This is a genomic window from Arthrobacter sp. H-02-3 (assembly GCF_003097355.1).
GTDB lineage: Bacteria > Actinomycetota > Actinomycetes > Actinomycetales > Micrococcaceae > Arthrobacter > Arthrobacter humicola.
Window position 1 is genome coordinate 1 of record NZ_PYUI01000037.1, and the last position, 13539, is coordinate 13539.

Annotated in this window: 13 protein-coding genes and 1 pseudogene; 3 read left to right on the plus strand and 11 right to left on the minus strand. The window is 68.0% G+C overall.

Going from position 1 to position 13539, the window contains the following annotated elements; genetic code table 11:
* The 4 genes from C9424_RS21065 to rimP form a co-directional block, all read right to left on the minus strand.
* Positions 1-346: translation initiation factor IF-2 N-terminal domain-containing protein (locus C9424_RS21065; protein ID WP_202615960.1), on the minus strand; the 346-nt coding region annotated here is incomplete at its 3' end.
* Between the two features lie 152 nt (positions 347-498).
* Positions 499-840, minus strand: a complete 342-nt coding sequence (locus C9424_RS21070) for a YlxR family protein (RefSeq protein ID WP_116768783.1) — start codon at positions 838-840, stop codon at positions 499-501.
* 269 nt (positions 841-1109) lie between these two features.
* Positions 1110-2090 (minus strand): transcription termination factor NusA, encoded by a 981-nt coding sequence (gene nusA / locus C9424_RS21075; protein WP_116768784.1) that lies wholly within the window; start codon positions 2088-2090, stop codon positions 1110-1112.
* Positions 2090-2707, minus strand: coding sequence for a ribosome maturation factor RimP (gene rimP / locus C9424_RS21080; protein WP_116768785.1), 618 nt, complete (start codon positions 2705-2707; stop codon positions 2090-2092). The genes nusA and rimP overlap by 1 nt, the downstream gene beginning before the upstream one ends.
* Positions 2708-2794: 87 nt before the next feature.
* Here rimP and C9424_RS21085 point away from each other — a divergent pair, with 87 nt between their 5' ends.
* The 3 genes from C9424_RS21085 (at position 2795) to C9424_RS21095 (ending at position 6060) form a co-directional block, all read left to right on the plus strand.
* Entirely contained in the window at positions 2795-4060 is a 1266-nt protein-coding gene (locus tag C9424_RS21085) for a ferritin-like domain-containing protein (RefSeq protein WP_237563606.1), read from the plus strand.
* 80 nt (positions 4061-4140) lie between these two features.
* Positions 4141-4869: a VIT1/CCC1 transporter family protein gene (locus C9424_RS21090; protein WP_116768786.1), complete on the plus strand. Its 729-nt coding sequence runs from the start codon at positions 4141-4143 to the stop codon at positions 4867-4869.
* 51 nt (positions 4870-4920) lie between these two features.
* The gene (locus tag C9424_RS21095; RefSeq protein WP_116768787.1) at positions 4921-6060 is read left to right on the plus strand and encodes an aminoglycoside phosphotransferase family protein; all 1140 of its coding nucleotides are present in this window, start codon (positions 4921-4923) and stop codon (positions 6058-6060) included.
* Here the strand turns inward: C9424_RS21095 and C9424_RS21100 are convergent.
* The 7 genes and pseudogenes from C9424_RS21100 to C9424_RS22265 all read right to left on the minus strand — a co-directional run.
* Entirely contained in the window at positions 6057-7466 is a 1410-nt protein-coding gene (locus C9424_RS21100) for a pyridoxal phosphate-dependent decarboxylase family protein (RefSeq protein WP_116768788.1), read from the minus strand. The two genes, C9424_RS21095 and C9424_RS21100, sit on opposite strands and share 4 nt — an antisense overlap.
* A gap of 102 nt (positions 7467-7568) precedes the next feature.
* On the minus strand, positions 7569-8363 hold the full coding sequence (locus C9424_RS21105) for a sulfite exporter TauE/SafE family protein (RefSeq protein WP_116768789.1): 795 nt from the start codon (positions 8361-8363) through the stop codon (positions 7569-7571).
* Between the two features lie 13 nt (positions 8364-8376).
* Complete coding sequence (locus C9424_RS21110) at positions 8377-10188, minus strand: proline--tRNA ligase (protein WP_116768790.1); 1812 nt, start codon at positions 10186-10188, stop codon at positions 8377-8379.
* A gap of 434 nt (positions 10189-10622) precedes the next feature.
* Positions 10623-11519: a GNAT family N-acetyltransferase gene (locus C9424_RS21115; RefSeq protein WP_442862062.1), complete on the minus strand. Its 897-nt coding sequence runs from the start codon at positions 11517-11519 to the stop codon at positions 10623-10625.
* On the minus strand, positions 11473-12639 hold the full coding sequence (ispG, locus tag C9424_RS21120) for a flavodoxin-dependent (E)-4-hydroxy-3-methylbut-2-enyl-diphosphate synthase (protein WP_091249715.1): 1167 nt from the start codon (positions 12637-12639) through the stop codon (positions 11473-11475). The genes C9424_RS21115 and ispG overlap by 47 nt, the downstream gene beginning before the upstream one ends.
* A 48-nt stretch (positions 12640-12687) precedes the next feature.
* Positions 12688-12981: a YciI family protein gene (locus C9424_RS21125; protein WP_116768791.1), complete on the minus strand. Its 294-nt coding sequence runs from the start codon at positions 12979-12981 to the stop codon at positions 12688-12690.
* A gap of 57 nt (positions 12982-13038) precedes the next feature.
* Positions 13039-13278: pseudogene (locus C9424_RS22265) on the minus strand (hypothetical protein); the annotation flags it as partial.
* Positions 13279-13539: the final 261 nt, after the last annotated feature.

Consider the following 13539-nt stretch of genomic DNA (forward strand, 5'->3'; position numbering starts at 1 on the left):
GGGCGGCGGGGGCAACCGGAGCGGCGGGCGCGGCGGCAGGTGCCGCAGCGGCCGGAGCCGGAGCTTCAGCCTTGGGTTCTGCAGCCTTGGGCGCAGCGGGGCCGGGCGCAGGCGCCGGGCGGGTCGCTGCCGGGGCGGCAGTTGCCTGGGGGGCGGACGCCGGAGCTTCGGACTTCGAGGCTGCGGGGGCGTCGGGGTAAGCGTTGCGCAGTTTCCGCACAACGGGAGCCTCGATAGTTGACGAGGCGGAGCGAACGAATTCGCCCAGTTCCTGCAGTTTGGTTACTGCATCTTTGGAAGTAATACCGAGCTCTTTAGCAAGCTCATGTACGCGGACCTTGGCCACATTTCTCCTGTCTCGGTCCGCACCGAGCCAGGCACGAACCGTCTACTTCTTACTGCGGGCCTCCGCCGCGAATGCAGCTGAAAGGCCCATTGCAGAGCGCAACAAAGTTGTCATCGTTGCGCACTCATCGCTGGGAACTCATCGGGTTTCCATCAGTTTTCTGACCCGCTTTCAGGTTGGACGGTTGTTGCTGCGGTCACCGTAGTGCCCACGGCTTGCGTGCCGGCAGTGATCCGGCGTTCGACGTCGGCAGTACCGGCTGCGCCATTGAGGGCGCGGCCGAATGCTCGACGTTTCACCGCCAGTGCCAGGCACTTCTCGCTGGGGTGCAGCCATGCTCCCCGGCCAGCCATCCGGCGTCGTTCATCCACCACGACGGCGGACGAACCGCCGGCGCCGGCGACGAGCCGGAGTAACTCCGACCGCGATCCCTTTTGTCGGCATCCGATGCAGGTGCGCTGCGGCTGATTCCCGAGGTGTTGCACATGTGCCACGTTCGAGTATCTTCCTGCCAGTACATCTGTTTGGTGAAAATCTGTGTCCTAAGGGAATCCGGAAAAACCCGGACGCGCCAAAGACACACGGATACCGGCCGTGAGGCGCGGTCATGTCTATTCTAGCCCCTCCGGCGCCCGGGTCCGGAACCCGGGCGTGCCGGCAGTGACGAAACCAGAGTCGGCCCGTGAGGCAACGCACAGACAGCGGGCCGCGACGGCGGCCCGCTGTCTGTCGTCGTGCCCGTGGGCGCGCGTGCGCCTGAACGCTATTTGCCGCTGTTGACGGCGGCGTCGGAGACGATGTCGATCCGCCAGCCCGTGAGCTTGGCGGCAAGACGGGCGTTCTGGCCCTCTTTGCCGATGGCGAGGGAAAGCTGGTAGTCGGGAACAACCACCCGCGCGGAACGGGTCGCCTCATCAGTGATGGTGACCGAATTCACGCGCGACGGCGACAGGGCGCTGGCGATAAAGGTCGCCGGGTCGTCGCTGTAGTCCACGATGTCGATCTTTTCGTCGTTGAGCTCGGTCATGACCGCCCGGACACGAGACCCCATTTCGCCGATGCAGGCACCCTTGGCATTCACGCCGGGGATGTTTGCCTTGACCGCGATCTTGGTGCGGTGGCCGGCTTCGCGGGCGAGCGCCACGATCTCGACGGAACGGTCCGCGATCTCGGGAACTTCGAGTTCGAAGAGCTTCCGGACCAGCCCGGGGTGCGAGCGGGACAGCGTGATGGACGGGCCCTTGGTGCCGCGGTGGACGTCGATCACGAAGGCACGCAGCCGGTTGCCGTGGATGTACTTCTCGCCGGGAACCTGCTCGGGCGGGGGCAGCAGCGCCTCTACCGTGCCCAGGTTCACCTGAATCATGTGCGGGTTGTTGCCCTGCTGGATGGTGCCGGCTACAAGTTCCCCTTCACGGCCCTTGAACTGGCCCAGCACGTTGTCGTCCTCAGCATCCCGGAGGCGCTGCAGGATGATCTGGCGTGCCGTGCTGGCCGCGATGCGTCCGAAGCCCGCCGGGGTGTCCTCGAATTCGCCGATCGGGGCGCCGTCGTCGTCGATCTCCGTGGCCCAGATGGTCACGTGGCCGCTCTTGCGGTCCAGCTCGGCCCGGGCCTTTTCGAAGGCGCCCGGCGTCTTGTGGTAGGCCACCAGGAGGGCCTGCTCGATCGTCGGAATCAGGAGATCCAGGGGGATTTCACGCTCACGCTCCAGGAGTCTCAGCGCGCTCATGTCAATATCCATTAGGCCTCCTCAGAAGGTCCATTGTTTACTTTTTCCAGACCGGCCTCTTCGAGGTGGCTGAACTCTATCTCGACTTTTCCGCTGCGGATCCTGTCGAAAGGAAGCTTGACGGGCTCGCCCTGCTTGGGTTTCATGCCCTTCTTGACGGCAATCTCGGGGACGAGGGTGACGCCTTCATCATCCACGGACTGGATCCTGCCGGTGACGTTGTCACCCTGGATCACATTGACGTTGACCATTCGTCCGCGGGCGCGGTGCCAGTGGCGTTCTTCGGTCAGGGGACGTCCGACGCCGGGCGACGAAACTTCCAGCTCGTAAGGACGCGCGTCCATGCTGGGGTCGTTGTCCAGGGTGTCCGAAAGGGTCTTGGAGATCTCGGCGATGACGTCGAGTCCGACGCCGCCGGTCTCCTCCTGCGGCAGGTCCACCACCACCTGGACCACCCGGTTGGCACCGGCGACGTGGATGGAGACGTCCTCCAGATACAATCTGTTCGCCAGCACTGCGGGTTCCAGGAGTGCATGCAGGCGCTCGGCCTCCACATTGTGAACGGGTGCGGCTTCAGCCTTCCCCGTTCCGGTCCGGTCTGTTGAAGTCGTGGCTTCTGCGTTGGTCATGATGCCGGCCGCCTCCCGCTAGATGATGTTGTGAGTACTAGCCTAGCGATTTTCCGGGCTGTGTGGTGCACGGAGTTCCGGGCCGGCATGACAACATGGTCTGTTGTGAACGACGACACCCGGGAAAAGCGATGGCAGGACCACTTTCCCCGGATGCTCCCCCGCTATGTGCTCCTGGCCTGCCTCGCCCTGGTGGTGGTGAGCCTGGGGGTGGTTCTGACGCCGGCCCGGCCGCCGCAACCCATGGAGACGCCCTTTTCCGAACAGGCGCGCGCCGCCGCGTTGACCGAAACCCTGCAGCTGTTGGCGGCCGGCGGCCGGCTTGGGACCGGGTCCCCGGACGGTTCGGCAGACCGCCCAGCGGGTGCCGGAAATGCCGCCGTCGAGCGGACTGTGACCTTGCTGACAACCCAGGCCGAGGCCCTCGTCTTGCCGGGGGAAAGCCCCGCGGGTGCGCCTGGCGCCTCGCCCACAGTGTCCGCCCCGTCAACGCCCCCCGGTCCGACGCCTTCCCCCGCCGCACCGGTGCCTTCCGCCAACGAGTCGCCGACCGCCGAAACGCCCGCTTCAAGACCGCCCACGGCGGCTCAGCCGGCGACCGCCGCCGAGCTCGTGACCGCTCTTGCGGACAGCGGCCGCCGGCGCCTCGCGGACGCTGCCGGCGCCGACGGCGGCATGGCGCGGCTGCTGGCCGCCGTGGGGACCGCACAGTTGCTGCAGGCATCCAAGCTCGCGGCCGGCACCGGTACAGCGGCGCCGGCGCCGCCCGACGACACTGCCCCGCAGCTGTCCGGCACCTGCCCGTCCGAGTCCGCGGGCGCCCAGTCCCCGGAGGCGTCTCCTGATGCTGCGGATACCCCTGCCGCGCCCGACGGCGGGGCGGGCGGCACACGCGGCGTAGCCGGTTCTCCCGGGTCAGATGCGGCCGTGGGAGCCGCCCTGGCGGCGGTCGCACGGACCGAAGCTCAGGCCATCTACGCCTATCAGGTGGCCCTCCCCCGGCTGGACGGGGACGCTGCGAAATCTGCGGCCGAAGGACTGGCGCGCCACGACGCGCTCCTCAGCGGCGCCGAAACCCGGGCCCGGCTGCACTGCTCCACCGTTCCGCCGCGCGAGGCGGGCTACACGCTGAACCAGTCCTTCCTGGGCTCTCCCGCCGCAGGCCTCGGCAACGTCGAAGCGGCCGCGTTGCCGGTCTACGGGGACCTTATTGCGCTCAGCGACGGAGAGACCCGGCAGTGGGCCGTCGCAGCCCTGCTCGGCTCCGCGAAACGCGCAGTGCTCTGGGGTGCGGATCCCGGCGCGCTGCCTGGCCTGGACCCGGCGTCGCTACCGTCATTGCCGGCAAACTGAGCGCCGCAGGCAAGCCTCGGCTTATTTTGCTTAGCCTTGGGATACTGGCCAGCCCGCCCCACGGGTGATTTGCTGTAGTCATGGACACGACAGGCACCCCTACCCTTCATGAGAACGAGCCCCACCACAACGACATAGCGCACCGCCTCAACTGGCTCCGTGCGGGTGTCCTGGGAGCCAACGACGGCATCGTCTCCGTCGCCGCGATCGTCGTCGGCGTCGCCGGCGCCACGACTGAAACCGGGCCGATCCTGATCGCGGGCGCCGCGGGAGTCGTGGGCGGTGCGATCTCGATGGCCCTCGGTGAATACGTTTCCGTCAGCAGCCAGAAAGACAGCCAGCATGCCTTGATCGAGAAGGAACGCCGGGAGCTGGAGGAACAGCCGGAGGAGGAACTCGAGGAGCTCGCCGCGATCTACCAGGGCAAGGGCCTCAGCTCCGAGACGGCACGCACGGTAGCCAGGGAGCTCACGGCCCACGATGCCCTTGGCGCCCACCTCTCAGCCGAACTCCACATCGATGAGACAGACATCGTCAGCCCGTGGCATGCGGCCTTCGCCTCCGCCATCGCATTTCTGGCCGGTGCGATCCTTCCCATGCTGGCCATCCTGCTGCCGCCGGAAAGCATCAGGATCCCGCTGACCTTCGTGGCCGTGCTTGTGGCGCTGGCAGCCACCGGTGCTGTGGGCGCGTGGATCGGCGGCGGCTCGAAACTCAAGGCAGCCGTCCGCGTGGTGATTGGCGGCGCCTTGGCACTCGTGGCCACATTCGTGATCGGCAACTGGCTCGGCGCGAGCGGCGTCGTCTAATCCCCGGGCCCCACGTCCGGAGCCCCGCGCCGGGCATCTACGATAGGTCCCGTGAGCCCGATCCCAGACGTCCCCATTCCGCCCGATCTTTCCCGCCGCTACAACCGCACGGCTGCCGGACGCGACTGGCTGGCATCCCTTCCCGGGCTGATCGGACAACGTCTGGACCAGTGGGAGCTTGTGCCGGACCTGGCGCCGGGCGCCCTGCCCTGGAGCGGTCACGGCGGCGTCGCCATCCCCGTGCGGCGCCGGCACGGGGATGAGTCCACCGGCAATGGCAACGCCGGCCATGCCGGCAATGATGCCGTCCTCAAGGTGGCTTTCCCTCATGAGGAAGCCACGAGGGAACGCCACGCCCTCGCGTTGTGGGGAGGCCGCGGCGCCGTCCGGTTGCTGGCCGCCGACGCCGGATCCTGCGCCCTGCTCCTGGAGCGGCTGGACGCCGGCCGCTCCCTCCAGGACGTCCCGCTCGAAACCGCGGTGCCGGTGTGGGGCGCGGTGGTCCGCGAACTGAGCGTCGTCCCCGATGATCGGCCCGAGTGGCAGGAAATCGACCACGTGGCGGCGCGGGCCGAACAGTGGAGCGATGAATTCCCCGAGACGTGGGAGCACTTGGCGCAGCCGTTCCCCCGCTGGCTGCTCGAAGCAGCGCTTGAGGTCTGCCAGACGCGCGGCGCCGTGGGCAGGCGGTCCGGCACGGACGTGCTGGTCCATGCGGACCTGCACTACCTGAACATTCTGGCCCGGCCCGGCATCCCGGAGGCCGGCATCGGGCAGGGGGGACCGGCGGGCCTAGCGGAGCGTTACGCCGCGATCGATCCGCAGCCCATGATCGGCGAGGCGGAGTTTTCCGTGGCCCCGGTGTTATGGAACAGGCTCCGGGAGTTACCGCAGAAGGATCCGGGACGGGCGCTGCTCGCGCGCTGCCGGGATTTCAGCCAGGCAGCCGGTCTCGACGCCGAAGCCGCCCGGCAGTGGAGCCTGGCGCGCGAGGTCGATAACGCCCTCTGGTATGCCTCTAAGCGACATCATGAAGGCGATCTGGCGCGTTCGCTGTGGGTGGCGAGCACGCTGGCGGGCCGGACCCTTCCCGGGCTCCCCGCTCCACAGGAGCTCCCAGCCCCCGGAGAAGCGCATGGGGAAGGGCCTGAAGAAGTGCCCGGGGAAGCAGCTGGAACGGCGGCCGGTTAGCCCCGGACGGCCGTCAGTGCGTCGCGGACGGCGTCGACGGCAACCCTGACGTCGGCGTCGTCCGTGCTCCAGTTGCTCACCGAAATCCTCAGGATATCGCGGTCCTGCCAGCGCGAACCGGACATCCAGACCCGGCCGTCGCTGATGATCCGCTCCGTCACTGCGCGTGTCACGGCGTCCTCCCCGAAGGCCAGGGAAACCTGGGTGTAGTCGACGTCGTTGAGCACCTCGACGCCCTCCAGCGCGGCAAGCTGTTCCGCTAATTGCGCGGCCCGCAGCACGAGCGTGCGGACTTGGCCGGCGACGCCGTCGCGGCCCAGCGATTTCAGCGCCGCCCACACCGGCACGCCGCGCGCACGGCGGGACAGCTCAGGGACGCTCTCGAACGGGTCCCCGGCACCGTCCGCGGCCTGGATCAGGTAGCTCGTGTGCAGTCCCATCGCCGAACGCAGCGCCCGGGCGTCGCGCACGATCGCGATCCCGCAGTCATAGGGCACGTTGAGGGTCTTGTGCGCATCCGTCCCCCACGAGTCGGCCAGCCGGAGCCCGGCAGTCAGGGCGGATAGTTCCGGCACGGCCGCAGCCCAGAGCCCGAAGGCGCCGTCCACGTGCACCCAGGCGCCATGCGCTTTTGCGACGGCAATAGCCTCGGCGAAGGGGTCGAAGGCGCCCGAATGCAGGTTGCCGGCCTGCAGGCACACGAGGGCCGGGACCGGACCGCCCTCCCCCGCGCTGAGCGCAAGGTCCAGAGCGCAATCCAGCTCCGCCGGGATGATGCGTCCCTGGCGGTCCGACGGCACCACTGTGGGACGTCCCAGGCCCAGGTAGCGCAGGCCGAGGTCGATGGTGTCGTGCCGTTCCTGCCCCACGAAGCAGCGGATCCGGGGCGCACCGGCGAGCCCGTCGCCGTCGAGGTCCCAGCCGGCGTCGGCCATGAGCCGCCACCGGGCGGCGGCGAGTCCGGTGAAGTTGGCCATGGTGGCGCCGGTGGCAAAGCCGACGTCGGACTCTTCGGGAAGGCCCAGAAGCTCAAGGATCCATTTGCCGGCGGCTTCTTCGATGGCGGCGGTGGCGGGGGTGGCGAAGCGCAGCCCCGCGTTCTGGTCCCAGGCACTGACCAGCCAGTCCGCCGCCAGCGCGGCCGGCAAAGTGCCGCCGATGACCCAGCCGAAGAACCGCCCGGACGGCATGGCCATCAGCCCCGGTTCGGCCTTGGCCGCGAGATAGTCCACCACTTCTGCGGCCGGCATGCCCTGTTCGGGCAGCGGGCCGCCGAAATCGGCCGCGAGCTCGGCCGCGGTGGCCTGCGGCCCGATTCGGCGTGTTCCCTGGCTCTCGAGCCACTGGCGTGCGTGCCCGGCCGCGGCCTCGAGGGCATCCCGATAGCGTTCCTCGCCTGCTGACATAGCTGCATGCTACGCCCGGGGCCACCGGACCGGGAGTCCCCCCCCGCGGGAGGGGGCTCCCGCGTGCGGGCCCGCGCGCAGGCGTACGCGCGGTCGTGGGTGCTAGGCGAAGTTGTCCTGCCAGACATCCGAACCGAGCTTGACGATCAGCGCTCCGACCACAGCAAGGAACACGATCCGGATGAATTTGTTCCCCTGTTTGACGGCTGTCCGGGCTCCGATGTAGCCGCCGGCCATGTTTGCCATGCCCAGGAGCAACCCGAGTCCCCACAGCACGGCACCGTGCGGTATGAAGAACAGCAGGGCGCCGGCGTTCGTGGCCATGTTCACGATCTTGGCCTTGGCGCTGGCTTCCAGGAAGGCGTAGCCCATGGCGGAGACCAGCGCGATGATCAGGAAGGAGCCGGTGCCCGGACCGATCAGCCCGTCATAGAAGCCGATCACGCCGCCGATCAGGCAGGCCACCACATAGTGCCGGTGCCCCGAATGGCGCAGCCTGGTCAGCTCACCGACGTTGGGCCGGAAGGCGGTGAACAGCGCGACGGCGATCAGCGCCGCCACGATGATCGGCTTGAATACGCTTGCCGGCAGGTTGGCGGCCAGCACCGCACCGCCGTAGCTGCCCGCCATCGCGATCACCGCCATGGGCAGGGCGGTGCGCAAATCGGGTCGGACGCGGCGGTAGTACGTGACAGCGCTCGTGGTGGTGCCGAAGATGGAGCCCATCTTGTTCGTGGCCAGCGCCTGCACCGGGCTGATGCCCGGCACCAGCAGCATGGCCGGAAGCTGGATGAGACCGCCGCCCCCCACGACGGCGTCGACCCAGCCCGCCGCCAGACCCGCCACGACGATCAGGATGACGGTACCGAGCTGGATCGACTCGAGTCCTGAGACCACTACCTACGCGGCGTCAGTTGTTGCGGACGGCGTTGACCACGTAGTCAACAGCCTTGTCAACGGCCACGTTTTCGGCATTGCCGCTGCGGCGGTCCTTGATCTCCACGACGCCGTCCACGAGTCCCCGCCCGACGGCGAGGATGGTCGGCACGCCGACGAGTTCGGCGTCGCCGAACTTCACGCCCGGGGATACCTTGGGACGGTCGTCGTAGATGACGTCGAGGCCGGCGGCTTCAAGCTCGAGTGCCAGCTTTTCCGCGGCCGCGAAGATTTCCTCGCCGCGGCCCACGGCCACCACATGGACATCGGCCGGGGCGACGGAGCGCGGCCAGACCAGGCCCTTGTCGTCGTGGTTGGATTCGGCGAGGGCCGCGACGGCACGCGTCACGCCGACACCGTAGGAGCCCATGGTCACCACGACCTGCTTGCCGTTCTGGTCCAGGACCTTCAGGTCCAGTGCCTCGGCGTACTTCCGGCCCAGCTGGAAGATGTGGCCCATTTCGATGCCACGGGCGGTTTCGAGCGGTCCGGAGCCGTCGGGCGCCTCGTCGCCGGCACGCACCTCGGTGCACTCGATGACGCCGTCCCAGCCGAAGTCGCGGCCTGCGACCAGGCCGAAGACGTGCTTGCCGGCCTCATTGGCGCCCGTGACCCAGGCCGTGCCGCTGACGACGCGGGGATCCACGAGGTAAAGCAGTTTTGCGGCACCCTCGGTGCCGAGCAGCGGGGCCTCGAGGGACAGGCCGGGGCCAAGGTAGCCCTTGACGATGAGCGGCTGCTTCTTGAGGTCTTCCTCGCCGGCGGCCTCAAGGGTGATCTCACCGGCGATGGGCAGGAACGCACCGATGTTGGCTTCGACGCGTTTGAGGTCGACGCCGCGGTCACCGGGCACGCCGATGACGACGATCTGGCGTTCGCCGGTCGGCAGCGTCACGGCGAGCACGACGTTCTTGAGCGTATCCGCGGCTGTCCAGGCGCCGCCGTCGGCCTCGCTGCGCGGAGCCAGCACGTTGGCGGCATCCACGAGGGTGTCGATGGTGGGCGTATCCGGGGTGTCCCGGACTTCCGCGGCCGGGGCGTTGCTGAAGTCGATCTCCGCGGGGACCACGGTGGTGACGGCCTCGACGTTGGCTGCGTAGCCGCCGGCGGAACGCACGAAGGTGTCCTCGCCGATCTCGGTGGGGTGCAGGAATTCCTCGCTCTTGGACCCGCCCATGGCGCCGGCGGTGGCAGCGACGGGAATGACCTCAAGGCCGAGACGCTCGAAGATCTTCAGGTACGCGCCGCGGTGCGCCGCATAGCTGGCGTCCAGGCCGGCGTCGTCGACGTCGAAGGAGTAGGAGTCCTTCATGATGAATTCGCGGCCGCGCAGCAGGCCCGCCCGCGGACGCGCCTCATCGCGGTACTTGTTCTGGATCTGGTAGATGCTCAGCGGCAGGTCCTTGTACGAGGAGTACAGGTCCTTGACCAGAAGGGTGAACATTTCCTCGTGGGTGGGGGCCAGCAGGTAGTCGTTGCCCTTGCGGTCCTTGAGCCGGAAGATGCCCTCGCCGTATTCGGTCCAGCGGTTGGTGGCCTCGTAGGGCTCCTTGGGCAGCAGTGCCGGGAAGTGGACTTCCTGGGCGCCGATGGCGGACATTTCCTCGCGGATGATCTGCTCCACCTTGCGCAGCACGCTCAGCCCCAGCGGCAGCCAGGTGTAGATGCCCGGCGCGGCCCGCCGGATGTATCCGGCCCGGACCAGGAGCCGGTGGCTGGCCACCTCGGCGTCGGCGGGATCTTCGCGCAGGGTGCGCAGGAACAGCTGGGAGAGTCGAAGGACCACAGGTGGGGTATCCGTTTCTGGGGAAGTGCGGGCATAGCCGGGAAAACCGGAAAAGCATCTAGATACTAATCTACCGTCCGGATGGCCCCCGCTTACCGCAGCACCCTGAGGCGGCAGCGCTCATGACATGCAAGAACATGGAAGAGCCACGCCATGACTGATGGAAGCCCCTGGCCGTTTCCAGCTGGTCATCCCGTCATGGCGTGGCTCCGTGGCCCCAGCACCCCCAGATCTCAGGCTGTGAGCTACTTGGTGTCGCCTCCAGGCGTTGCCCTCCCCGGACTTTGCGCCGGGGAGTGTGCGCGCCTATGCGACACGGCTAGGTAGAACCTATGTGACAGAGGGCCGGGAATCAAGAGTCTGCAACCGGATAATTTCTTTCCGGGCCCGGCAACTGACGTTGAAAGTGTGGAAACTCCGCGGCGGACCGAACGCTAGAAGAGCACTGTAGCGAACGTGCCCACCTGGCGGAAGCCCACACGGTCGTAGGTGGCGCGCGCCTTGGTGTTGAACTCGTTGACGTACAAGCTGGTGACCGGTGCCAGGGTCTGCGCGAGGACGACGACGGCAGCCATATAGCCCGCGCTCAGGCCCAGGCCGCGGAACTCGGGATTCATCCAGACACCCTGAACCTGGGTGACTTCCGGTGTGACGGCGCCCAGTTCAGCCTTGAAGATTACCTCGCCGTCGGCGCTGAGGTGCACGAGCGAATGGCCCTGACGGATGAGGCTCTTGACGCGACGGCTGTAATACTCCCTGCCGCCAAGGTAGGGCGAGTATCCCACTTCTTCCTCGAACATCGCGGCGCAGGCGGGCAGGATCTTGTCGAAGTCGGCCAACTGGCCAAAGCCCAGCGCTGGCTCGGGCGGGACGGCGGGCGGGCCTTGGATGGTCAGCAGGGGCTGGTCGTCGCGGATTTCGTGGGCTGACTGGCCGAGCTGCTCCAAGGCCGCATAGAGGGCCAGGACGGTCTCGGCGGGGCCAAAAATCGAAGCGTAGCGGCGCCCGGAACGGTGCGCGGCCATGGCCACGACACCGGCGAGGTCCGGGTCCAGCTGCACCGGCACCAGGTTGGCGCCGGCCCAGCAGGCGCCGAGAAGCGTGCCGCCGTCGAACACGCCAAAGATACTGGCGCCCCCTGCCGTGGGGGATGCCGTACCCGCGGACTCCAGGTGCGACAGGATAAAGACATTGGCGACGGCGTCCCGATGAGCCAGCGCCAGCAATTGTCCGGTGTCCGCGCCACCGAGGACGCGGACTACGACGCCCGGAGCGGCGCCGTCCCTACGAGACGCTAACCACGGGGCTACCCTTGACAGCATCTTCGCCATCGGCGTCCCCCATCTCTTCAGCGATACGCATGGCTTCTTCGATCAGTGTCTCAACAATCTGGTCCTCGGGGACAGTCTTGATGACCTCGCCCTTCACGAAGATCTGGCCCTTGCCGTTGCCCGAGGCGACACCGAGGTCGGCCTCGCGGGCCTCGCCGGGACCGTTCACGACGCAACCCATGACGGCCACGCGCAACGGGATCTCCATGCCTTCCAGGCCTGCGGTGACCTGTTCGGCGAGCGTGTAGACATCCACCTGGGCGCGGCCGCAGGACGGGCAGGAGACGATTTCCAGTTTGCGGGGGCGCAGGTTGAGCGACTGCAGGATCTGGTTGCCCACCTTGATTTCCTCGACCGGCGGGGCCGAGAGGGAGACGCGGATGGTGTCGCCGATCCCGCGGGAGAGCAAGGCGCCAAACGCGGTGGCCGACTTGATGGTGCCCTGGAATGCCGGTCCGGCCTCGGTGACGCCGAGGTGCAGCGGCCAGTCGCCCTTTTCAGCCAGCATCTCGTAGGCGGCCACCATGATGACGGGGTCGTTGTGCTTGACGGAGATCTTGAAGTCGTGGAATCCGTGCTCTTCAAAGAGCGAGGCTTCCCAGACGGCGGATTCGACGAGGGCTTCCGGGGTGGCCTTGCCGTACTTCTTCAGGATGCCGGGTTCCAGGGATCCGGCGTTGACGCCGATCCGGATGGAGGTGCCGTGGTCCTTCGCGGCGCGGGCGATTTCCTTGACCTGGTCATCGAACTTGCGGATGTTACCCGGGTTCACGCGCACGGCGGCACAGCCGGCCTCGATTGCGGCGAAGACGTACTTCGGCTGGAAGTGGATGTCCGCGATCACCGGGATCTGGGACTTCTTGGCGATGATCGGCAGCGCCTCGGCGTCGTCGGCAGACGGGCAGGCGACGCGCACGATGTCGCAGCCGGACGCGGTGAGCTCAGCGATCTGCTGCAGGGTGGCGTTGATGTCCGTGGTCGGCGTCGTGGTCATGGACTGGACGCTGATGGGCGAGTCGGAACCGACACCCACAGATCCGACCTTGATCTGGCGCGTCTTCCGGCGGGGGGCAAGGACGGGGGGCGGTGCTGACGGCATTCCCAGGCTGACCGAGGTCACGTGGACTCCCTTTTTGGTATCGAGGTATCGAAGGCGGGGCGGAACGGGCTAGGCGGCGTGCTCGGCCAGGAGACCGGTCAACGGCGCCCACACAGTGGTGCGGGTGCCCGAGATGGCACCGGCGGCGGCGAACGGGTCCTGCCGCAGGATGTCATTCAGGGCCGCTTCGTCGGCCGCCTTGAAGATGAGCAGCGCACCCGCACCATCGCCGTAGGGGCCGCTCGCGAGCAGGTCGCCCTCGCGGGCAAGTTCCGCAGTCCATGCGCGGTGCGCCGGGCGGCTGGCATCGCGAACCTCGGAAGATTCGGCGTCGTACACGTACTCCACAGCAAAAACAGTCATATGGATACACTATCGCCCAGTCTGCCCGGTTCCCATCCGGGGCCGGCCTGCGCCCGGTCAGCCGAGGAAGAGGACCTTGGTCAGGGCGGCGACGCCGGATGCCCAGAGCAGGGACGTCAGCGTTCCGATGATGAACCGCTCGGCGGCCACCGGGGTGGCCTTCAACTCCGCGAAACGGCCAAGGCCCTTGATGGCCACGACATAGGCAATGGCGACGGGCTGGCCGGCGAGGATGGCCAGGCACACTGCGAACCGTTCCAGTACTCCGATAATGGCGCCGCCCCGCAGGATGCGCGCGTTGCTGATCGTGTCAGCGTCCGCGGCGGCCTGCGCGGCAGCGTCTGCTGCAGTGGCGGCGTCTGCTGCAGTGGCGGCGTCCGCTGGGCGCTGGGAGCTCTCGACGTCGGCGGTTGAGTCTGCGGCGGGGTCCACGACCGCAGCGTCGCCCGCCCCCCGGGCCGCCCCGCCCCCGGGGGGGGGCCCGGGGGGGGGGGGGCGGGGCCGCCGGCCGCCGCGGTGGGGGACCCCGCCCCCCGAGAAGCCGGGCCGGCGCCGGGG